The 22,646-nt window shown below is 42.0% G+C and carries 24 protein-coding genes; 3 read left to right on the top strand and 21 right to left on the bottom strand.

The annotated features are described in order from the left end of the window. Positions 1-84: 84 nt before the first annotated feature. From rpmF to K4I03_RS09595, 3 genes are all read left to right on the top strand, one after another. The gene (gene rpmF / locus K4I03_RS09605; RefSeq protein WP_227965043.1) at positions 85-267 is read left to right on the top strand and encodes a 50S ribosomal protein L32; all 183 of its coding nucleotides are present in this window, start codon (positions 85-87) and stop codon (positions 265-267) included. Between the two features lie 15 nt (positions 268-282). Beyond that, positions 283-432, top strand: coding sequence for a 50S ribosomal protein L33 (gene rpmG / locus K4I03_RS09600; protein WP_001265622.1), 150 nt, complete (start codon positions 283-285; stop codon positions 430-432). A 147-nt stretch (positions 433-579) separates the two neighbouring features. Continuing rightward, a complete protein-coding gene (locus K4I03_RS09595) occupies positions 580-1,713 on the top strand; it encodes a hypothetical protein (RefSeq protein ID WP_227965041.1) in 1,134 nt (377 codons plus the stop codon). A gap of 96 nt (positions 1,714-1,809) precedes the next feature. Here K4I03_RS09595 and K4I03_RS09590 read toward each other — a convergent pair whose 3' ends face one another. The 21 genes from K4I03_RS09590 to K4I03_RS09490 all read right to left on the bottom strand — a co-directional run bounded on the left by K4I03_RS09590 (position 1,810) and on the right by K4I03_RS09490 (position 22,646). Beyond that, positions 1,810-2,034 carry a helix-turn-helix transcriptional regulator gene (locus tag K4I03_RS09590; RefSeq protein ID WP_002894155.1) on the bottom strand — a complete coding sequence of 75 codons (225 nt, stop codon included), beginning with the start codon at positions 2,032-2,034 and terminating at the stop codon, positions 1,810-1,812. A 2-nt stretch (positions 2,035-2,036) separates the two neighbouring features. After that, on the bottom strand, positions 2,037-2,633 hold the full coding sequence (locus K4I03_RS09585) for a DUF3796 domain-containing protein (protein WP_227965039.1): 597 nt from the start codon (positions 2,631-2,633) through the stop codon (positions 2,037-2,039). 196 nt (positions 2,634-2,829) lie between these two features. Next, complete coding sequence (locus K4I03_RS09580) at positions 2,830-3,864, bottom strand: SepM family pheromone-processing serine protease (protein WP_227965037.1); 1,035 nt, start codon at positions 3,862-3,864, stop codon at positions 2,830-2,832. Positions 3,865-3,915: 51 nt separating this feature from the next. Then, complete coding sequence (locus K4I03_RS09575) at positions 3,916-4,806, bottom strand: hypothetical protein (protein ID WP_227965035.1); 891 nt, start codon at positions 4,804-4,806, stop codon at positions 3,916-3,918. Positions 4,807-4,855: 49 nt separating this feature from the next. After that, entirely contained in the window at positions 4,856-5,740 is an 885-nt protein-coding gene (locus K4I03_RS09570) for a hypothetical protein (RefSeq protein ID WP_227965033.1), read from the bottom strand. A gap of 194 nt (positions 5,741-5,934) precedes the next feature. After that, positions 5,935-6,534 carry a glucosaminidase domain-containing protein gene (locus K4I03_RS09565; RefSeq protein WP_125338610.1) on the bottom strand — a complete coding sequence of 200 codons (600 nt, stop codon included), beginning with the start codon at positions 6,532-6,534 and terminating at the stop codon, positions 5,935-5,937. Positions 6,535-6,568: 34 nt separating this feature from the next. After that, positions 6,569-7,381: a prepilin peptidase gene (locus K4I03_RS09560; RefSeq protein ID WP_227965031.1), complete on the bottom strand. Its 813-nt coding sequence runs from the start codon at positions 7,379-7,381 to the stop codon at positions 6,569-6,571. Next, positions 7,378-8,442 carry a VanW family protein gene (locus K4I03_RS09555; protein ID WP_227965030.1) on the bottom strand — a complete coding sequence of 355 codons (1,065 nt, stop codon included), beginning with the start codon at positions 8,440-8,442 and terminating at the stop codon, positions 7,378-7,380. The genes K4I03_RS09560 and K4I03_RS09555 overlap by 4 nt, the downstream gene beginning before the upstream one ends. Before the next feature lie 7 nt (positions 8,443-8,449). Continuing rightward, the gene (locus K4I03_RS09550; protein ID WP_227965029.1) at positions 8,450-9,538 is read right to left on the bottom strand and encodes a PRC-barrel domain-containing protein; all 1,089 of its coding nucleotides are present in this window, start codon (positions 9,536-9,538) and stop codon (positions 8,450-8,452) included. A 55-nt stretch (positions 9,539-9,593) separates the two neighbouring features. Continuing rightward, positions 9,594-11,303, bottom strand: a complete 1,710-nt coding sequence (locus K4I03_RS09545) for an SSA_2305 family type IV pilus system protein (RefSeq protein ID WP_265333631.1) — start codon at positions 11,301-11,303, stop codon at positions 9,594-9,596. Positions 11,304-11,591: 288 nt separating this feature from the next. Next, complete coding sequence (locus tag K4I03_RS09540) at positions 11,592-13,175, bottom strand: hypothetical protein (RefSeq protein ID WP_227965027.1); 1,584 nt, start codon at positions 13,173-13,175, stop codon at positions 11,592-11,594. Then, positions 13,159-13,740, bottom strand: coding sequence for a PilN domain-containing protein (locus tag K4I03_RS09535; protein WP_227965026.1), 582 nt, complete (start codon positions 13,738-13,740; stop codon positions 13,159-13,161). The genes K4I03_RS09540 and K4I03_RS09535 overlap by 17 nt, the downstream gene beginning before the upstream one ends. Next, complete coding sequence (gene pilM, locus K4I03_RS09530; protein ID WP_002899353.1) at positions 13,740-15,152, bottom strand: pilus assembly protein PilM; 1,413 nt, start codon at positions 15,150-15,152, stop codon at positions 13,740-13,742. The genes K4I03_RS09535 and pilM overlap by 1 nt, the downstream gene beginning before the upstream one ends. A 44-nt stretch (positions 15,153-15,196) precedes the next feature. Beyond that, on the bottom strand, positions 15,197-16,684 hold the full coding sequence (locus K4I03_RS09525; RefSeq protein WP_125407916.1) for a type II secretion system protein: 1,488 nt from the start codon (positions 16,682-16,684) through the stop codon (positions 15,197-15,199). 12 nt (positions 16,685-16,696) lie between these two features. Further along, positions 16,697-18,001, bottom strand: coding sequence for a VWA domain-containing protein (locus K4I03_RS09520; protein ID WP_227965024.1), 1,305 nt, complete (start codon positions 17,999-18,001; stop codon positions 16,697-16,699). Positions 18,002-18,029: 28 nt separating this feature from the next. Then, entirely contained in the window at positions 18,030-18,518 is a 489-nt protein-coding gene (locus K4I03_RS09515) for a hypothetical protein (RefSeq protein WP_227965022.1), read from the bottom strand. A 123-nt stretch (positions 18,519-18,641) separates the two neighbouring features. Continuing rightward, complete coding sequence (locus K4I03_RS09510; protein WP_227965020.1) at positions 18,642-19,085, bottom strand: prepilin-type N-terminal cleavage/methylation domain-containing protein; 444 nt, start codon at positions 19,083-19,085, stop codon at positions 18,642-18,644. Positions 19,086-19,120: 35 nt separating this feature from the next. Further along, positions 19,121-19,570 (bottom strand): prepilin-type N-terminal cleavage/methylation domain-containing protein, encoded by a 450-nt coding sequence (locus K4I03_RS09505; RefSeq protein WP_227965018.1) that lies wholly within the window; start codon positions 19,568-19,570, stop codon positions 19,121-19,123. A 151-nt stretch (positions 19,571-19,721) separates the two neighbouring features. Continuing rightward, positions 19,722-20,180, bottom strand: a complete 459-nt coding sequence (locus K4I03_RS09500; protein ID WP_227965016.1) for a prepilin-type N-terminal cleavage/methylation domain-containing protein — start codon at positions 20,178-20,180, stop codon at positions 19,722-19,724. A 171-nt stretch (positions 20,181-20,351) separates the two neighbouring features. After that, the gene (locus K4I03_RS09495) at positions 20,352-21,578 is read right to left on the bottom strand and encodes a type II secretion system F family protein (protein WP_227965014.1); all 1,227 of its coding nucleotides are present in this window, start codon (positions 21,576-21,578) and stop codon (positions 20,352-20,354) included. Positions 21,579-21,581: 3 nt separating this feature from the next. Further along, a complete protein-coding gene (locus K4I03_RS09490; protein ID WP_227965013.1) occupies positions 21,582-22,646 on the bottom strand; it encodes a type IV pilus twitching motility protein PilT in 1,065 nt (354 codons plus the stop codon).

The raw sequence follows: 22,646 nt of genomic DNA, 5'->3' as shown, positions 1-22,646 counted from the left end.
TACAAAAAAGTTTTGATATACTGTTAAAGTTGATGAAAATCATCAAATTGAATCGAATTCATAAACTAAAAGGAGAAACAAACAATGGCAGTACCTGCACGTCGCACTTCAAAAGCGAAAAAAAACAAACGCCGCACTCACTACAAAGTGACAGCTCCAACTGTAACTTTTGATGAAACTACTGGTGATTACTCACGCTCTCACCGTGTATCCCTTAAAGGATACTACAAGGGCCGTAAGATTGCCAAAGCTTCTGCTGCAGAATAATAGAAGGGAGCTACCATGCGCGTAAATATCACACTTGAACACAAAGAATCTGGTGAACGCTTGTACCTTACTTCTAAGAACAAACGTAACACACCAGACCGTCTTCAATTGAAGAAATACTCACCAAAACTTCGCAAGCACGTTGTGTTTACAGAAGTGAAATAAGAGAAATAAAGAAAAGCCTACGAAATCAACGTTTCAAAGGCTTTTTTCTTTTTGTTTTAGGAAAATAACTGAATTTTAACTGATGAAGATTTATTCACACTAGAATTTGATATAATAATCGTAAGAAAATTTTTGAAGGTAGATAATATGAAGAAGACAAATAGCATTAATTTCTCTGAAAAAATTCCTGGAATTTCTAAACAAATTGAAGAAATTAAAATCACTTGTTTTTATATGCTGAGCACTGACTTATACAAAATAGAAAATAATAAATTAACGGAAATAATAACTAAGAAATTTAAAAATCATCCTGCTACAATTATGGAATTAATAGGTACGGAAGATAACCAACTTTTTTCAAAAAAACACGAACCATGGAAAATCCCCAAAGAGTTACAACATTTAAAAAGCAAGGTAGACGAGAAAACAAATTACTATTTAGATTTATATTTTACAAAACTAGAAAACGCAAAACAAAATTGTCTATATAGTTCTAAATCTAATCCATTTGTTAAATTTGTTTTTGCGCCTCTGATAGAATTAAGTTTAGAAGATGAATTACATTTTTTCTTTGTTACGCTCACTATTTTTCAAAACGGATCAATAATAATAGAATTATTTGAGGACTTAAGGTCTTCATTCTATGCTGTAGACTTTTTCAGTTCCTATACAACAATGAAAGCCAAAATGTTTCCTGATTTTAAAAAGAAAAATAACTATTTTGATTTAGATTCTATCAACTACATAAACAAAGGAGCAAATTATATCATTTGGAATGATGACAATTCTAATGATTTTGAATCTAATTTTTTACAACAAGCCGGTCTCTTTTTAGCTTCTGCTACTCCGTTCTTTCAATTAGTGTGTTTAGATGAGACTATTATGGATGGACTCGAAAAATTTCAACTTTCAAATGATAAACAGCTAATTAAATTTAATGAGTGGATTCACAACTATAAAAGATCTTCTCTTTTTATCTATCGAATCAATCATCGAGCTGTTTTTGACTTGTTTACTCATTTACAAAAGAATTCTTACTTTAAGCATGATGAATATATAGAAAAAATTAAGCAAGAAGAATTCAATTTATTAAAAGAGCGAAACCAATTTAATGAGTTACAAAAGAATAGAATTATGGAAATTATGCTTTTCATTGTTAGTTCGGTTTCTGTTCTTCAGATTGTAGATATTTTTACTAATAATATTAAAATTTTATCAATAAGTGCTTTGATTACTATCCTTTTGGCTATTGGAATACTAATGCATAGAAATCATAAATGATATTTAAAACCTTTGAAATGTTGATTTCAAAGGTTTTTTTATTTTGGCTTCAATTCCTAATTAATCAACACACTTAATACCAGATCTCGAAAAGAATTATGCCTCCTCTTTCTGTCTGAGTTCAAAGAGGTCTTCTACTTTCAGATTAAAAACTTGAGCAATTTTGAGAGCCATTTCCAGCGAAGGATTGTAACGGTTATTTTCCAAGTGCAGAATTGTCTCGCGCCGCATGCCGATGCGGTCGGCTAGCTCCTGCTGGGTCATGCCCATGGATTCGCGAACGGATTTGAGATTAGTGATAATCTTGCTTTCTTTGGCCATGGTTATCCTCTCCGTTCTAAGATAAGATAGACAATTGCAAAGATGCAAATCAAGGCAGCTATGCTAATAAAAATCTGGCCCATGTAAAGAGTGAAAGAACCCATGTATCCGATGATAACTGCTAGGATCATCAGTGCGCCTAGTATAAAGACAAACATCAAGCTAGCTGCCTTAGCTAGATTAGCATAGAAGCGTTCGTCTGGAGTTTCCTTGACATTTTTCAAAGAGAAAAAACCAAATACAATCACTTCAATAACGAGGCCAACTCCCAAAATCCATTCTTTAACGCTGGATCCTTCACTTGGGGTCGCAACCCAAATCCCTACTGTATAAAAAATGGTTGCTGCAAACAAAAGCATCGTGTACAGCTTAGCAGACAAGTCAAAAATAGTCTTTTCCTTACCTTTCTGACTCTTAGGTGGCCATGGTTTCATATGCAGCCAGCCCCAAATAGCTACAATCTGACCTAACACTGAAATCCCAACAATAATCAACTTGGGCCCCCAACTAAGATTAGAACTAAATAAAACAGTAAAATCAATAAAGAGAGCTGCGGCAATCATCGCAATGAGGCCACCCGTTTTTTGACTTTTTTTCATGATAGACTCCTTTCGTTTTGTTAGAAATATTTAACACTCCTTATGTTATAAATATATCACACTTCAATTTGGAAAGCAAGTATTTATGTGCTGAGGTGGCAATTATTTGAAAAAATTCTATAATAAAAGCCCTTGCCAGATAAATAACCAGCAGGGGCTTGTGTTTCTTTTGATTATTCAAGAATAGCAAAGTCCCTTATTCCATCTCTCTGAGATAGTTCAAAGCTTCGTTGAAGGTTTTGACAGGGACGATTTTCATTTTACTCTTGATTTTGATAGAAGCACGAAGTGCCTCATGGTAGTTAGAGCGCAACTTGGGATTGTACTGGGCAATATCGGCGTCAATAGTATCATCAGGAACAAAGAAAATCTCAGCGCCTGCCTTATCTGCAGCCATGACCTTCATCTCTATCCCGCCAATCCGGCCAACATTTCCCTTGTGGTCAATCGTTCCAGTACCAGCAATAGTTTTTCCTTTGGTAATGTCTTCAGACACGAGCTGGTTGTAAAGCTCCAGACTGAACATGAGTCCACCAGAAGGACCTGCTACACCGTTGCTCTTAAACTCCGTCAGAGGATTCATGGCAACACTGGCTTTAGAACCCAATTCAATTCCCAAACCAGGCTTACCAGTTGTCTCATCCACAATCACAGGACCGCTAGCCAAACCGATTACACCATTACGGCTGTACTCAATTGATACCACATCGCCGACTGTCCGCTGTTCCATCTGATCAACGATGTCGTATGGGCTAGTGTAAGTCTGATTGTCAATCTTTAAAATCACATCGCCTTTCTGCAGCTCCTTTGACAGAGGCGTCTCGCTGCTGATACCACCTACGTAAATCTCTTTATGTCTAATCTCAACAGTACGACCAGCAGCCTGATAAGCCACCTGCAAGGCATTGAGATGGGAAGACCCCATAGTGCTGTTCTCTCGCTCTTCCCGTCCCTTTTCCTTATTGAAATAGTTTTCAGGAACAGAGACATACTCTGTTTCCAGCCTGTAATTAGGCAGCAGAGTCAAAAAGAGACTGAAGACTCGGGCCTTGGAAACACCAACAGCCATGACATAGATTTTACCTTTTCCTTTATCAGTTCCTCCTTGAACTTGGACAAAGTCTTTGGCATTCAAAGCCGGCCTCACGGTCTCTAATTCATAAGGGAGAGGAATAAAGCCTATCCCAGTTAGCACCAAAGCTGTTATTAAGATTCTTGTTACTGATTTCATATCCTTCCTCTTGTTTCTATCAAGTATTATCTGGTCTTGCTACTTCCTAAATTAATCACCAAAATCCACCACTTCTGCATCATTTTCCATCAGAGTATCAGCAAAAACTGTCCGAACAACCAGAACAAATACACAGTAAAAGCTACTGAAAACCAGGACAGGCATCATCTGGATCAGGCCAAGTAAATCATCCAGTTCCCCCAGCAAGGGACCAATATACTGCCTTATCAGATCCATCAGGAGATGAGTCCCCAGCCCAATCAGTCCACCAAAAGAAGCTAGAAAAAAGCTGAGCAGAACATAACGACCCCTGCGCTCCTTCATCAACAAGACTGACTTTCTCAAACAGCCATAAAAAGAAAGCGGCTTGGCCAGATTGTCCCTGGAGCTAGTATCCTGAATGATATAGGACAACAAAAAGAAGTGCGAATCAACCAGATAAGTGAAGAGCAGGTAAAAAACCATGAACAAGAAAGGAAAGAGAAACTGGAAAATCACAATGGCCTCTGGACTTACTGCTCTCCGATAAAAGGCAAATAGACTAGCCACCCCAAGATTGATGCCGATTGCCGACCAACCCATGTACAGAATCAGAACCTGGACTGCACTGACAATGAAGGAATAAAAGAGGCGAGTAAGCAAGCCATCTGAGATACTGTACCAAACCGCATAGCCAAAATAGAGCTTAACCATCTGCGGATTTCGTATCATTGTCAAGGCAAATTTATTGACGTAAGCAAAACCGAAGGCAATTATAAAAGCCAAACAGGTCAAGACTAAAATGGACCGGTAAGACCAACTCGAAACCAGCGGAAAAAGAAACCAGCCCAGCACTGCAAGCGGGATTCCGACCAGCAAAAGGCCTTTCAGCCAGACAAAATAATATTCTGTAACAAAAATCCAAGCTTCTCTGAAAACCCTTGTTACTTTTACATCATTCATCGTTCATTATCCTAAATCCTAAAACCCTTTCTAATTTTTTTCATAAATATTAATCCCCAAAATTAACTATTTCCCGATCATAAGACATCAGGATGTCAGCCATAACCGAGCGGGCAGCCAAGGCATAAATCAGCAAAAAGCCATTTATCATACTAACAATCATTCCCACAATATTAGACACACCAGCACTAAAAAGTAAACTCAAAACTTCTATCAGACCCAATACTACAGGAATAAGCTTTAAGACAAGCTCTACCAGTAAGTAACGCCCCCTCTGACCATTCATACGAGAAAAGGACTTGCCCAAGCTACCAAAGGCTGACAGAGGACGCAAGAGATTATCAGAGGAGTTGGTATCCTGAATAATATAGGGCAACAAGAAGAAGTGAGAGACTATAAAATAACTGTAAAACAAATGGAATACCAAGTTAAACATTGGTGCTATTAAAAAAAGCAGGAAGAGCATGCTAGCTATCTTCTCTTGGTTATTTGCAACCCAAATCATCCAAGTTCCCATAATCTCTTGAAAATTTGCATCTGACATCAAGACATTATAGAAGTATACAAAAAGAAGTAACATAGCCAAGAAAAACATGAAGACGTAAATAGACACAGAAAGTAAACGCCCAAGAAAGCCATCAGAAATACTGTAGCCAACAGCCCTCCAGAAGTTTCTTCGCACCATCTGCGGATTACGAACCATGGTCAAGGAAAACTTATGGATATAAGCAATCACAAAAGAACATAGAAATCCCAGCAGAATTATACTTGGAAGAAATGTAGAAGTCAATGGAGAAAAAAATAGAATTAACAGTCCCAGAATAAAAAACGGCAGTTGAATGATAGCAAGCCCTGCTGTCCATACAAAAAAGTAATCAACAGTCAGTCCCCAGGCTTCCTTTAAAACATCGCTTACGTCAAACTTTCTTTTCATAAATCCCCTAATTAAGTCCTTTTCGCCATAAAAGACGATGTAGATGTAGCAGAAGCAATTTTTTTGTTTCTAGTTCCGTGAGAATGATTAGGAATTTTTAGAGCCCAGAGAGCAAGAAAAACCCCGTCAGTCGCCTCACCAAAAGAAATTCTTTCTATAATAAAGCAAGCTGAGACATGATTGTCCCAGCCACCTTAACCTTTTTTCAAAAAATTTCGAATACGAATCATAATCTTGCTTGACCAAGTTTTGTCAGATGCGTATCTTACATTGATAGCAGCCATGCTCTTACCATTGTAGAACTGACCGCCAGGCTTGAGATAGTGCTCGCTAAGATAGCGGGCAACGGTATCTATACCATCGTCAAATGTTGCGAAATTTCCTGCACTGGAAAAAGGACTGGAGTCATAAGCCATGAAACCAAACAGGTTGTGCTTGGCCTGAGCAATCTGACTGCGGCCGTAATCCGATTCGTGAATAGCCAGCCCTACGAGAAAAATTGCATTAACTCCATGATCTTTCTCTGCTTTTTTGAAAGCTTTTCCCAATCCAGCCATCGGCGTGCCAGCCAGACGACTATCAATGAAATCGGCTGACACTGTGCTTGGCACTGTTACATCTTCTGAAAAGACGACTGCTCCTGTTTTCTTGGCCTGAAACTGATCTGATACCTGCACTAAAGAAGGATCCAGACTGGCCTTTTCATTTGCCGCTAGGTGGCTGACAGGCAGTACACTGCCTGAAAGAACAGTAGCTGTCGCTAATGCTATGATAACTTTTTTCTTCCTAAACATTTTTTCTATCCATTTCTATGTCGCTTTTGGTTTCCTAGATTCCTCCCCAGAAATATAGGATGACCGCCATGATACTCATAGCAGGACCAAAAGGGACTTCTTCTTTCAACTTAAATTTGAATTTCTTAAAGATGGTCGCGATTAAGAGAATAGCTCCAGCCACAAAGAAAGAACCATATCCCAAAATCAGCGTATTCAAGGGGTTAAACCAACTGCTCAGAGCAGCTAAGTAAAGAATGTCTCCCATCCCGAAAGCCTCTTTCTTGTAATAAGCCTTGGCCCCAAAATAAATGAGAGAGTAGAGACCAGCGCCGACTAGCAGCGAAAGGAGCAGTTCCCAATTGAACTCACTGGTAAAAAACGTAACAGCCATGCGTCCCAGCCAGAAAACCAGCAGAACCGAGTCCGAGATGTACTGAGTATCAAAATCAATATAACCGATAATGAGACAAAGCGACACCAAGAGACAGGCTGAAACAACCATCCATGGCCCCTGATCTTGAAAGATCAGATAAGAGGCCAGCCAGAGCAGACCCGTTAGGAGCTCCACAATGAGATAGCGTGGTGAAATCGGCTCCTTGCAGTGCTTACATTTAAAGCCCTGCATGATAATCGACACAACCGGAATCAGCTCCACCGAAGTCAAGACATGGCCGCAGGACGGGCACATAGACCGACCTTTGGCAATGCTCTTTTCCAGTGGCACACGGTAGATGACGACATTGAAAAAGCTCCCAAATACGACACCTAATATAAATACTAAACTTGCAATCATAATTTTTCCCTTTTTATGCTCTTTGAAAGTCTCAGGTGACAATGTCAAACTTAGACTTCCATTGAGTATCACTTAGATGCCAGAATGATGGATACTTGCCCCTCCTCCAAACTTAATGAAAATACCATATCTGTTTCTGTATTGTTTTGAATGGTCAATTCGGTCAAACCTTCAGCCGGCGTTCCGACGTTGAAATACTGTCCTCGATAGGAAATAACATTGGTCCGTGAAAAGGCGAGCTGCTGAATGGCATCTACAATCTGCTCAGCACCCTGACCGTAAACTTCTTTATTATCCTTGCCCTTGACTGGCAGATAGCCAGACTCTGCATTCAAAGCGCCCAGCAACTCTGAGATAGACTTGGTCTCACCAGGAGCCAAGTAAACATTCTGCAACTTGTAAAAGGCTGTCTTCATGTTTTGAGCTTGGGCAGCGTTGGTCGGCAGTGGTACTTCCTTACGCTCAATAAAGTGCGTATATTGGCTCAGAAGCTCACTCTGATCTTCTGCTTCGACAGGCGTACTCTCAACCTTGACATCATCAAATTTACCAGTCTTGGCAATCTCCTCAGATGCTTGGATAAAAGCAGCAGGGTCAATCTTATAGCCATTAGACTTGTCTCCCACCTTTACATTAGACTCGCCGTCCATGACCAGATGATTGGTCGTTGGAAGCTGACTGAGAACATCAGGATGGGCAGCTAAGACATCGTTTAAAGGTCTAAGCCAAAAAAGACGGTTAGGATAGATAGAAATCTGGAGGTTTTCCTTGGTATCGAAAAACGGTGTAAACTTATCCCAAACTGTCTTGGCTGAGATATTATCCAGCCGCTTGAGCTCTTCTTCTGTGAAATAGCTCAGTCCTAAAAAGCGCATATCTACAGAGAAGTGTTGCCCCGTAGTCAGCTGAAATGTAGCCTTATAGGGCAGTTCTCTGTAAACTTCAATCTCAGCTTCGCTTCGAGAGCGTACCTTCATAGAGGGACGGCCATTGATACTCAGGTCAATCGTTGGATTAAAGACAAAAATGACATAAAATAAACTACCCAGCAGAAAGGCAGCAAGTGTCGCTGCTGGAAGTAGTTTTTGATATTTTGATGAAACCTTTCTTTTTCTTCTTGACATGAATCTCATCCCAACCTTATACTACGCATTCAGCTAAGCGGATAAGGAATTTACGGTCGATACGGCGAAGAAAATCAATGATGTCATCTGAAACAGTATCTCCGGCATTCAGGATAACTCCTCCATCTGCATTAACAAGATCTTTTTGCAGTGTTTTGCCTACCAGAAGACGTTTTTGCTGATCGATAAAGTCGTTAACAGCTTTCTTTGCTGCAGAGTCTTCCTCAGCAACTGGCGCTGTGCTGATAGTTGTTTCTACTTCCTCAGCAGGGGCTGCCAATACTTCTTCCAAAGCAGCATCCAGACTCAGCGCTGCATCTGTTTCTTCAACTTCTTCTTCAGCTGGAGCTGTCATTTCTTGTACCAAGTCTTGAACTTCTGGCTCTTCTGCTGTCTCTACGACTGCTTCAGAAAACTCCAAGTCAGAAGCAGCATCTCCCAGACCTACAGCAGCCAAGGCCTCTGTCAAATCTGTCACAGCTTCTTCTTTTACATCTACTTTTTCATCTACAACTGGCTCGAATACAGGTGCTTCAGCAACTACTTCCTCAATTTTTTCGGCAGGTTTTGCAGCTTCAGTCTCATGGAGCAAATCTGCTGCAGCCAGACGACCCATCTCTACATCTGCTTCAAGATGAGGAGCTGTCTTTTTTTCATCATTGAGGATGATATACTCTTTACCAATCATCAAGATGCGTGATTTAGGAATCTGAATTTCCTCGCTGGCATCTTCAGAATTAACCACCAAGTAACCAATTTCATTCTTTTCGTCAATATGATAGTCAACAACAGTTCCCACCTTGTTTCCATCAATTGTGATGACAATTTCGTCAAAGACGCTACCCTGCTTGTCGTTCAAGACCTTCAGATCTGCCTCTTCCAGCTCTTGAAAGACTGAGCTGTTTTCTACCATGACCGCAAAGTCACCAATTCCTTGGATGTTCTTGCTAGACAGCAAGGCAAAAGGCTGTTCAGACTGCTTTGACTTAATGACAAAAGTCAGATTGACCCCCTCGTCAACAAAGACTTCATGGACTTCACCCAGTCCCATCCCTTTTTCAATCTCAATGACAACAGTCCCTGTGATTGTTTTACAACTTTTCATAATTTCCCCTAAAACCCTTCTAATTGATTACAATCAATTGTATGTTTATATAGTATTAATTTTTCACGATTTTGTCCAGCATGTTGAACGCTTCTTGACGAAGATTTTGATCTGAGCTGCCTTGGACAATTTCTTTCAGATAGCTCTCAGCTTCTTGAACTGCATTAGAAGCCAATAATTCCTGACTTTCCAGTAGAAGGAATTGGAAATAGACTTCTTTATCTCCCGCAGTTGCTGCTTGTCTTGCTTCTGCTGCTTCCTCAGCCTTGAGGATGTCAGTGATTTTCTGAAGCAAATCTTCTTCTGTCTCATCTGCAACCGGAACGACTGGAGCTGCTTTGGCTTGTGCTTCTTCAGCTTTGAGGATGTCAGCAATTCCCTTGAGCAAGTCTTCTTCTGTCTCATCTGCAACTGCTTCTTGAACAGGCTCAGCCTGTGTCCAAAGAGTGTCTTCAGAAACTGATTGAACAACCGCTGGTTCAGCAGCTTCTTCAAATTCAAACGTTTCTACAGCAGGTTCGAAGCTGCTTTCTTCCTCCCAAGTCTGTGCTACTTCAGCAGTCAAATCTTCCTCTTCAGATCCCAACAAATCATGCTGAATCTGTCTGAGAATATCTTGATAGCCCTGAATATCAGCGCGATCGCGACTAACCATAGACTCCTCAGAAGCAGAAAACTCTGGCTTTGCACTAGCTTGGCTGAAGACTGAGTCCATCTGAGCCTCTGGCTCAGCTTTCTCCTCATCAAAGAAGAGAGATTCTAAGCTGTTTGCTGCTCTCGACTCTTCTGCTCTAACTGGTTTGATATCTCCCGTAGCAGCAAAAACATCTTCAAGGCTGTTGCCTACTTCTTCTGCCACTGGCTGCTGAGCTTGTTCTTGGTCAGTGAAGAATTCTTCTTCATCTTGAGAAACAACACCTGTCACCTCAACCGCCTGCGGTCTGAAGTTGCCATAGCTAGACTCCGTATAGGACATCGGTCTAATCTTAGACAGAACAGCTGTCTCAAAGGCTGGATCATCAATATCTGTATAGCCTTGATTGCCGGCTGCATTTGCTTCAGTAGGCTGAATCAGAGAGTTGGCCACCTTAATCTTGGTTGCTCCCTTGCGGTGATGAAGCAGAGACTGCAAAAATTCATCATTGGCTTTTTGTGAGCTGTGTTCCATACCCACCATGCCGACCTCAGCTGCCGCTAGCTGACTGTTTGGCTCGTATTCTCCAAAGGCAGGAGCTGTAGCCAAGTTATCAACAGGGTAGAGAGGTTTGACTTTCTCATATCTTGTCATATCCTTTTTGATAGAACGGTCTGCTAGGGTGCGACCAGAAGCAGATACCCTCTGCCTTGCCGGACTTTCCTCAGCCTGAACCCTTTCTTTACTTTCCTTTCTCATCCTACCGGTTGAAGCATTGGATAAGTTCAAATCCCTAGCAGATGACAAGCCTGCGCTCGTCGCTTCCGCTTTCTTGCGTGTGCTCTTGGTATGCTTCTGGCTTCTGCTTCGCGCTGAAGCAGTTGCTCTCTTCTTGACAGGAGCTAGCTCCTGTGAAAAGAGCAGCACCATATAGACTGCCAAGGCCAAAGCACAGAGTCCAACAAAGGCTATGCCGGGAACTTGTTGAAAGAGGAATGGAGCACCAATCGCAAATAGCATGACCCATACTACGAGAAAAAGGCGCTTTATTAATGAAATCCTAGAAACAAATAAAATGCTAATCGTATGCAGCGCTATAAGCCCTGCTCCAAAAGGTAAAAAATATGCCATTTGAATATTTTCGACACCCCCCACTTTCTAAATGATATTAAACTTTTTCAATGCAAAACCAGTCTTGATTTTGTTTTTCCATAAACTCCATTAAAACCCAAAATAGACTCGGGCGTCTATTTTGAGTTTGCTTGTATTATAACTTCAAATATCTCTATGTTTTAGTTTACTATAAATGCACCGTGAATACTAGTCTAATAACTTGGTTTTTAGTATTTTTTTAAGAAAAATTTACTCATGCTCTTGAAATTTTAAACCATAGACTTATTTGGTATTTTTCAAAGTATTTTAACTAACTACCAAGTTGTTCACAGATAGGTTATCCAGCTTCATAGTTGTTTCAGGGCTTTCTCCGCTCGGAGTTTCGAAGTAGTAACCCACAATAGTCATTGGATAGCTGAATCCTGGAATGTTCTCAGGATCGAAGCTAACTTCGCGCCATCCAGTCCAGCTGTTAGGACGAATGACATGAAGATAAATCTTCTGACCGCTGGCATTCTTGACAATCAAGCCAATCTTACCTTGCCATTGATTAGACAGAGACAGGGAGAAGCTGATAGCATCCGGCTTATTGTTCAAGGATACATACGGTGCTGCAAATTCCATTTCATACATAGTAGATGATTTTGTTGCTGGAATCTTAACCACGTTGGAACCTGAACCCTCAAGGAAGTCCGTATTGTCAACCGTCACATCATACTGATTGCTGCCGCCTGACTGAATCAGCTTCAGTGGTGACTCGAAGCGGTAGATTGTTGATGAATTGTAATAAGCTGACAGACCGTTGTTCTGACTGGACAGGTTGCTGAGCTGCTCCAGATAAGATGGAGCTAGATTGGTATTGCTGTTAGCAGTCGCACTGCTAGTTGTATTAGTTGTTGCGGCCCCCAAGGTGCTGTTGTTACCAGCCGTATCTGTACTGCTACCTGACACTAAGGTCAAGAAAGGTGCTTGCCAAGTCGGAATCGCAAATGGTGACTCCCAGTTAGCAAACTGAATTGGTGTCTTATCAACATTGCTCTCTGGAGTCACATAGCGCTCAACATCTTTTACTTGATAGAAACGTAGTTTGATTTTACCGGTAGCTAACTCTGGATTCCTATTCTCCTCAACATTGGAGTGGCTTGTCTTTTCACCTAGTTCAAGCTCGCTGGAAACGATTTTTTGTTGATTTCCATCAATCAATTCTAAGAGTTTTAAAACTTGCGTATAAGTTCCTTCGAACTCAATGTCCGCTGTCATCTGAGTAATATTGGAATTGTTGTACTTACCGTTTCCTGAAGTCGCTGTACTAGCCGCGGTTGTTGTTGCGGTATTCGCATCTGATGAAGAACTGCTGCTAGATGAAGACGAGGATGATGTAGTAGACGAGCTAGAGGTCGTACTGGATGAAGATGATGTTTCACTGGAACTTGAGCTGCCAGTCGTACCAGAAGAGTTGGAGTTTTGACCATTAGATGAGGTCGCAGCTAATCCCTCCTGCTGGAGTTCCAACTCTTTGCTTTCAGTATAGTTGACTGACTTGAATTTAATGCCACTTTCTCTGACCAATTTGTCAATCAAGAAAATGAACTCCCCTTGATTGGTTGTACCATAGTATTTTTTAGCTTGATCCAGAGTCTTGGCATTCAGAGTTTTCAGCTGATTCCCGAGAGATCTCTTTTGACTAATCTTGGCATTCTTGCCATCCAGCTCTGTCATGATTGTTGCGTGTTCTTCATTCAGCTGAGCCATCCGAGTATATGAATTTGATACCAGATACCCCCCACCAGCAAGTACCGCTACTCCTCCGACACAGGCCAACAACTTCTTGTCACGCTCATTTAAATTACTCAGGATTTTTTTCTTTTCTTTCTCATTTTTGTTCTTCATTGAAATCTACATCCTTCGTCAAAATTTTAATGTTAAACACATATCTTGAATTATTCTCTTTTTCCTCGCGAGTAATGTTATCCACAAAAATGTGATTAAACTTCTCAGACTTACGAAGCTCTTCTTCAAACTTAGCGATGGAAAGTTGCTCTTGAGCCGAACCAACGATTTCTACATTGTCGTTATTAATCTTAATCTGATCAAAGACCAAGTCCCGTGTCACATTTTTATTAAGGAAGTCCATAAAGGCTTTGTTTACTCGGTGCAGTCGACGGAAGTCGCCTTCCAGACTGCCAAAGAGCACCTGATCATTCTTGACCGTTACAATCTTGTCTTCTGTCTCAGAGACTGCCTTCAGCTCTTGAGCCATTTCTGGACTCTTGAGCGTCTGCTCCGCTTGGTCAATCTCGCCTTGGAGGTGCATAGCGCTAAACTGGAAGAAGCCAATCAGCACAATCATAATCGCTGCAATCCCAGCAAAAGCGGAAATAGCAGCAAGTTTTAGTGGACTGGTTTTAGCCGGTGCCACATGATATTTTGAAAAGTAGTTTAAATCTCTCCGCATTAGTTTGCTCTCCTAATCAACATGGCTGTAGCCGGAATGAACTCCGCATTAAACTCAGCAGAACCTTCCCACAGTACATTCTCATAATCTACATTATCAATTGAGATGAATTCCCGATTCATGCTCTGCTTCAGAATAGCTGCCAACTGCCAGCAAATGTCCTGGTCACCAAAGACGTAGAAGCTGTCAATGTTGAGACCAGTTGACCCGCTAAAGAAGTTTTCAGTATTGAGAATGTGGTTCTTAGCATCAGCCACCCACTCATCCAAGGCCCTCTTCAAGAGACCCGTATCCAGATCATCTGAAGCCACTGCTGGAAGCTTCTGCAATAGACTAGCGTCGTCTGCATAGCTCAGGATGTCCTTGTAGCCACGGTTGAGATAGTTGCTGGTCACAAACTTGCCTTCTGAGTAGAGATAAACACCAATGAAGCTCTTGCTCAGATGTACCATGCCGACATTTTCCTTGGTCAGCTTCTTGGCACGATTGTTAACCGCCTGAACGCGTTCCAGCCATTTTTCAAAGGTATTAGACTGAAGGTCAAAGACATAAGGTGTCAGCTTCAAATTCTCAGCCAAGCCCAGATATTGCTCTACCACGCCTTTTGGCACAGCATAGACCATGAGTGAGCGAGTATCTTCATCAAGCGGAAAGGCTGAATTAGACTCCTGCTCTTGAAATTGAATAACATAAGAAGTCGGATCAATATCCAGATATTGCTGGAGCTCGTAAGATACCAAGCCCTCAATATCCTCATCATTCTGCACACTAGCTGCTACATCAACCGAACGGGCGATGATATTGGTATTGCCCAGAGCAAAGAAAGCGTACTTAGCAGTGATTGCATGCTGCTCCATCAGGTCGCTGATAATGTTTTTGAGAGTAATCGGGTCGATAATCTCACTATTCAGTACAACACCTTCTGGCAGATTGGCAGATGCCATCTTGATAATCTCCAGCTCATTGCGCTTCTGTCTAGCAACAACCAGATAGACTGATTCGTCAGTGAAGTCAATGGCCATCAGATTGCCCTTGATTGGCTTACCAAACATAGTGTAAGGTGCATGCATTCTAGTGACCGGTTGGCTCGCCGCACCACTGCCTTTCTTAGCAAAGAGCGAACGATTTCCAGACTTAGCAGGCATGTCATCACTGCCACTATTCTTAGAAAAGAGCGGTTTGTTGAGCTTGGTTAAGAAGCTCCCTTTTGCTGTTGACTTTTCCTCATCGTCAAAATCTTCTTGACGATCTGACTTGATCTGAACTCCTTGAATAGATAAGTGTTCCTTATGTTTCCCTTTTGATGAGAAGAGCGGTTTATTTAATTTTCCTAAAAATGAGCCTTTTTTCTCATTATCTTCTTCGTCCAGAGCTCTTCTGCGCCCCTTGGACGAAAACATATTTTTTGCCATAATCTCCTAATCTCCCTTATTTTTCCTAAAAACTATTTCCCTAATTATTTCGCTCTGTATTTGTCGCTGAAATACTCAGCAAGAATATTAATCTCGCTGTCTGTCAACTTCTTGTTATAGACAGCAAACTCATTTATAAAAGTTTTTCCGCCAAATATAATCTGACTTCTCCTAATATCATGAGTCACACCATTGCGCTCCATGAAGAGTTCGTGTGTGTGAGCTAAAGCACCATTGACGAAGACTTCAAGTTTTAAAATCTTGTTTGTCACAGAGGCGCGAACCTGAATGGAATTATCCTTTGTATAATCTAGTACAACATTTGCATATTGTCGACCACCATTATTAGCATTAGTGTTATCAACTGTCTCGATAGCAATTTTACCATTAGCTTCCAAGCTAACTGTCCAGTTCAAGGAATTATCTAGCTTATAAGTTAACAGCGAGCCTGTCTGCTGACGATTCCCAATTAAAATTGAGGTCGTATAACCCTTATTGAAATCGTGATTACTAAACTGAATTTTGGAGTCGTTAAGAGCGATTAGCTGTCTGGTCTGATTGATAGCTGGTTCCTTATAGTTGATAACAGGAATAACAACTCCATAGACTCCATTCTTTTTAGTTTCCGCATAGTTTGCCACAACAGTATTAGTGTGCGCTACCCCATCAGCTGGTATCGCTGAAATTGTGTTATCAGAGTTCCGCATCAGAGCTAAATCAGCATCTGTATGAAGCACTAGATTAGGTCTCATCCCACGATTAGGAAGACCCATAACCCAAATTCGCTGTGTAGCTTCTTGGTATTTTCCAACACGTCCAAATGAGTTAATTCCTCTTGCAGCAAAGGTGAGATAACGTCCGCGCATCTCATCTGTGATAGTAATCGGTTTCTCATTACTACTTATTTGTTGAAAATCATCTGGCATCTTAGGTAATACTATACCAAAACCAGTATTCTCTATATTAGGCCCCAACGTTCCTACCGGAACAATCTTACTATTATTATAATTAATACTGGACTCGCTGAGAAACCAAGCAGAACTGGTATGAATCTTAGCCTTTGTAGACTGTTTGTTATCTTTGAAGCCTGCTTGACCTGTCGGACTAGTCTCACCAGCATAATAATAGTAACGACTTGTGTCTTTTAATGAAACGACCAAATCCTCAGGAATATCCAAGGGGATTTCCTTTTTATTTGCGGCAAAGAGATGGATATTCTTGACTTTATTATCCTTATAAGACAGGGTCGTACCCTTGACGCTAACGCTGTTGCTCCGGCCGTTTTTACCTATACGATAGGTGAAAGTTTCAACATCGTTGCCACTTCCACCATCTTTTTTAATTTTTGCTAACCGGGTTTCAAAATCTTCCTGAATGTCAAAGTTCAAAGCATTTTGATTACGCTGGCCCAGAATATTCTGGTAACCAGTAGAAAAGAAAGTCAATAATCCTGCTGCAATGACACCTATCAAAATGAGGGCTATCAAAACCTCAACTAGAGTAAAACCTCTGGTTCTTCGCATTTTTTCCATCGCTCTTCCTTTCTACGGACCAGACACAAACCAAAGATCCTGTTGAATTTGCTTTTTAATGTCAGCAAACGTCTGTTCCAAAGCAGCTTCATTAGTCGCAATGACAAAGGTAGACTCTACCTTTCCGACTGTTTTGATTTGATCAGCTATTTTTTGTCCGTCTTTTATTTCTTTTACATTCCCTGAAAAGCCGATGACACTAATACGCTTAACACCAGAGCCGAAGGTCTTTGCCACTTGTCCCACATATTCCGTAGTCAATGAAACAGGTTGATCAGCTTTAATTTGCTTACCATTTGTTGGGAAATTTGCTGTCAGATCATACTTCCCAATCCCGTCAGGAGAGGCTGTATAGGCATTTGGAATACCGTCAGTCAGCAAGACAACATATTTTAGCTGGGCTGGATTTCTCTGAAGACTTACCAAGCCATAGCGAAGCCCATCTCCAGGGTTAGTAATCCAACTTGTAGGAAGGGCTTTAATCTTAGTTTTAATTGTATCTGTGTCCTTATCTAGCTCTACAAAATCTTCTTGAATATAACTTGCATCACCAGAAAACCGAACCAAATTAACACTAACGTTCCCTATTTCCTTGAGGTCATCAACCAAAAGATTTGCTTTGGTCTTCAAAATATTCATCCGGGTTCTACTATCTGTTGGTTCCAATTTCTGATTCCACAGGCCATAAGCCATAGAGCCTGATGTATCAAAAACGAAGGAAACAGCAGTATTTACCTGACCTTCAATAGGATCGTTCCGATAAGCAAGGGCAATTCCTTTCTTGCCCTTGGCTACTTTCGATATAACCTGCTTGGTATTAAGAGCTGAGATTGCTGTATCAATGGAGAGTTTATTCTTAGAGTTTTTATATTGACCAGTCAGATTGTAGTTAATCAAACGATTATCCTGATAAGATTCATCTGCCTTAAATTCTAGATCAAGTTGCATATCATAGAGGGAATTAGTTCCTAACACTGACTCGTCCCAGCTTTTAGTTGTCTTATTCCAAATATAATTTATAACTTTCTTCCCATCAGGGGATAAGCCGATATAATTCCAGCCCTCAGTTTTTCTGACATCCTTGCCATATTTGCTCTCGTCAAGAACGAAAACAGAGGTCGCCTTACCAATGGTACGATCCACATATTGCATAGAAGTTCGCATTTCTGATTGGATACTAGCTTCCCGCTCGATTATATTGCGGCCTGAAAACATTGTGTTAAATACAAGACCTATCAGAAGTCCCACCATACTTGTAAGGATGATGGCAATAATGATTTCAGTCAGTGTAAAACCTTTTTGTATTTTTTTCATCATTCTTTCCTATTTAAATTTTTTTATCCATCTATTTAGCCGAGATTAAGTGGCCCTCTTCGGAACGGATACCTTGCGTTTCCCAGTTAAAGATTACCACATGTTCATAATAATCTTTACTATTAGCCAAGGTTGACTTTGATTTAATGGTTATAACATAATTTCTAGGGCTACGGTCATCACCCTCAAAGGCTCCATTCATCTCAATCTCAGCTTTACCTCCATCTTTGAAGGTATGGGTCGAGATAATAGGATCTTTAGGGATTCTTCCTTCCTTATCTTGTGCCCGCCTGCTAAACTCTTCATAGAGAGGAGAAGACGCTCCCTCACCTAAAGCCCCCCAAGCAAGCTGGGAGCCAGAGGTTGCTATATATTTGGCTTTAAGGTAGCTATACATACGTTGGGTTTGCATCTGCCCCGTGTCCACAATAGATGCCATAATACCCAGCATAGCCACCAATAGTACAATGGTCACAATAACCATAGGCAGGGTTGACCCTTGTCTTTTTTTTCCTTTCATGGATAATATCTCCTAATTTTCTCTTTTGATATTGCCAAAATAGTTGTCATCATCTGACAACTACTTTGGTAATATCCGACTGCCATGGCAGTCGGAATAGAGATTTTCTCTAATTTTCTATTATTAGCTAGCGCTATTAGATCTCCAGTCAAATTCCCAAGTAATAGGCTTCCCGCCACTAGCAGGTGTATAAGTCGAAATCAGCTTATGACTCGTCTTATTAACCTCATGGGCAATCTTGCCATTATCTGCTGCGAGGGTCTTAGAAAGCTGTCCTGAACCCTGAGATTCTTTGGCTATATAAGGTTTGAGCGCATCAAGGTCTGGCACATCAGCTGCTTCTGGCTCGACTTGCGAGCCAATATAGGACTGTACAGCCTGAACAAGCTGACGGTGTTCCGACTGGATGCGTGCCTTGCGGGCCGTGTCCTGGAAAGAAACAAGAGAAGGAATAGCGACTGCTGCGAGAACTGCGATGATGATAATCACCACAATCAACTCAACCAAGGTAAAACCTTTACCTTTTTTCTTCAAGTCTTGACGGAACTTTTGCAGTTTCTTTAGCATTCGTTGATGTTCTCCCTGTTTTTACATCTAACTTTTTATTTTTGTGAACTACTGTTAGACTTCCAGTCGTAGGTCCATTTCTTAGGTGTACCGCCACTCTTTGGAGTGTAGGTAGAAACCAGCGTGTTGCCACTGATTTGGTGAGCTGGACCATTATTTGCTCCATCCTTAGCAAGAGTATCAGCAAGCTCACCAGATTGTTGTGAGTTCTTAGCGATATAAGGCTTCAGATCATTCAATGTTGGAGCTGTAGCATTCTCAGGATCTACTTGAGAACCAAGATAAGATTGAATAGCTGATACCAACTGACGGTGTTCTGTTTCGATACGGCTTTTACGTGCGCTGTCTTGGAATCCTGTGATAGCTGGGATAGCGACCGCTGCCAAAACAGCGATGATGATGATTACGACAATCAACTCAACCAAGGTAAAACCTTTACCTTTTTTCTTCAAGTCCTGACGGAACTTTTGCAATTTGTTTAACATTTGAATTATTCTCCTATTTTTCTTGATTAATGTATCTTACTTCTTTTTAAGTATCCCAAAGGTAGGGTTTTACTAGACTTTGAGATAACATCTTCAATTACAACGCTAGTTTTTAATTTCCCACCGTTAAGCGGAAAATTCGCTAGATAAATTAAGGCGTTGCGGTTGCAGCACTATTTTCTTTCCAGTCATAAGTCCAATTCTTAGCTGTTCCACCACTTGCTGGAGTATAAGTCGAAATCAACTTGTTACCAGTAATTACGTGAGCAGGATGCTTGTCTTTCCCGTCAGTAGCAAGAGTGTCGGCAAGAGTACCTTTACCTTGAGAGTTTTTCGCAATGTAAGGACGCAATTTCTCAAGTGTTGGTGCTTCAGCAGGATTTTCAGGATCTACTTGAGAACCTAGATAAGACTGAATAGCTGATACCAACTGGCGGTGTTCTGTTTCGATACGGCTTTTACGTGCGCTATCTTGGAATCCTGTGATAGCTGGAATCGCTACTGCTGCCAAAACAGCAATGATAATGATTACGACAATCAACTCAACCAAGGTAAAACCTTTACCTTTTTTCTTCAAGTCCTGACGGAACTTTTGCAATTTGTTTAACATTTGAATAGTTCTCCTATTTCTTTTTCATAAATTTTAATATATTCGCCCACAGGGGCATTCGTTTTGTTCCTAGCTGGGAGACCCCACAAACTCCCAGCATCAGAACGTTTTCCCTAACTTTTTGCGCAGAGCAATTACTCTGCGAATCCTAACTTTTTCTGTAAATAATCTTTATTGATTTGCTTCAGCTCCCTGTTGAACAGCATTAGCAATTTCAAACATTGGCAACATAACAGAGGCCACGATGCCTCCGATGATGACCCCCATGACGATGATCATGGCTGGCTCCAAGAGTGAGAGCAGCTGCTTGATGGCTGTTTCCAGCTCTTCTTCGTAAAAGTCCGATGTTTTATTGAGCATGGACTCCAGCGAGCCAGACTCCTCACCGATCTTGACCATGGACAGCATCATCGGCGGGAAGAGGCCGGTAGCGGCAATCATCCCTGTCAGACGCTCCCCTTTCTGCAGGCCTTCATTGGCCACTCTCAGCTTTTCGATAACGACGGCATTATTGGTCGTTGCGGCCGCAGACTCGATAGCCTCGACCAGAGGGATACCGGCACTGGTCAGCGTCGCCAGAGTACTAGCAAAGCGGGCAGTGACAATCTTCTGCATCGGGCCCTTGATGACCGGCAGCCAGAGCTTGAGCTGGTCCAGCTGGTAGCGGCCCGTCTCCGTGCTGCGGTAGCGCAGGAAGAGAAAGACCAGAAGCCCTACTACGCCGAAGAGGATATACCAGTAAGACTGGACAAAATTGCTGGCCGCAAGGACGATCCGCGTCGGCAGCGGCAAAGCGACACCGCTTTGCTCAAAGATCCCTGAGAAGTTAGGGATGACTACATAAAGCAAAACTAAGGTTGCTGCTATTGCCAGAAAGACTAGCACCGATGGATAAATCATAGCCCCGCGAATCTGCCGGCTGGTCTTGAGCTCTTTGTTATAGTGCTCCGACATCTTTTCCAGCACCTCGTCCAGCTTACCGGTCTTTTCACCAGCCTGAATCATGCGGATCAGGAGGTCGGGAAAGAGACCATTTTGCTCGATTAGAGCCTTGGACAGCTGATTCCCTTCTTTCAAGTCTTTACTGATAACCTTCAGGCTTGCCTTCAAGTTTTTGGCATCTGTCTGCTGCTCTAAGATATCTACTGCATTGTTGAGCGGGATACCCGAGTTTAGCATAACCGACATCTGCTTACAGAAGAGCGATATGTCCTTGAGCTTGATCTTCTTACTTTGGAAAAGGGTGATTTCCTTAGAGCCCATGACCTTTTCTTCGACACTGATTGGCTTCCCTTTGAGACGGATCCGATTGACGGCGTCCGTCCGGTTAGGCGCATCCACCTCTAGTGTGACGACCCCTTGCCGAGTGTCTAAGTATTTACAAACATATACTGTCATGCTCTAGTACCCCGCTATTCCTAGGGATTTTTCGACTTGAGCGCGGTCCACTGAGTAGGACAGCAGCGTTCTTTGATCGATAACATTGCGACGGTAGAGTCCCATGAGCGAAGTGTCCATGGTAATCATGCCTAGCTGAGCTCCCGTTTGGATTGGCGTCAGCAGCTGGTGGGTCTTCCCTTCGCGAATGAGGTTGCGAATAGCGGGTGTTCCCAGCATGATTTCAAAGGCAGCCACACGACCCTTGCCGGTCGCTGTACGCATGAGCTGCTGCGATACAACCCCTTCCATAACGGCTGAAAGCTGTACACGGATTTGCTCCTGCTGCTCAGCTGGAAATACGTCGATAATCCGATCCATGGTGTTTACGGCACCGACCGTGTGGAGGGTTGACAGGACTAAGTGACCTGTTTCCGCCGCACGCAGGGCGATTTCAATCGTTTCCTTATCCCGCATCTCACCGACTAGGATGACATCCGGGTCCTGACGAAGGGCACCGCGGAGAGCATTACCGAAGCTCTGCGTATCCGCTCCCAGCTCACGCTGGTTGACCAAGCACTTATTATGTGTGTGCATGTACTCGATCGGATCTTCAATCGTGATGATGTGCTCGTCCCGCAAGCTGTTCATGTAGTTGATCATGGTTGCCAGGGTCGTTGACTTTCCGCTTCCTGTTGGCCCGGTAACCAATATCAGCCCCCGGCGTTTCTCAGCTAGCTTTTTGATAACTGGTGGCAATCCCAGAGATTCCATAGATGGAATATCCTTGGGAATGACCCGCAAGGCAATCCCGCAGTTGTTTTTCTGCTTAAAGATATTGACCCGCAAGCGATAGCCATTGTCGACCTCGTAGGCACAGTCCACTTCACCGACTTCTAAAAGATGAGCAATTTGCTTCTCATTTAAAATGTGCTTGGTGAAGCGAACCGTGTCTTCGTTGGTCAAAATTGTATTGTTGAGTTGTGTTAACCTCCCGTGCAGACGCATGCTTGGCTCAGCGCCAACCGTGAAGTGGATATCTGATGCACCCGCTTCAATCGCCTGCTTAATTAACTCATCCAAATTCAT

Origin of the sequence: Streptococcus sanguinis (assembly GCF_020729725.1) — a bacterium.
Classification (GTDB): domain Bacteria; phylum Bacillota; class Bacilli; order Lactobacillales; family Streptococcaceae; genus Streptococcus; species Streptococcus sanguinis_V.
This window is presented reverse-complemented; position numbering and strand designations above follow the sequence as displayed.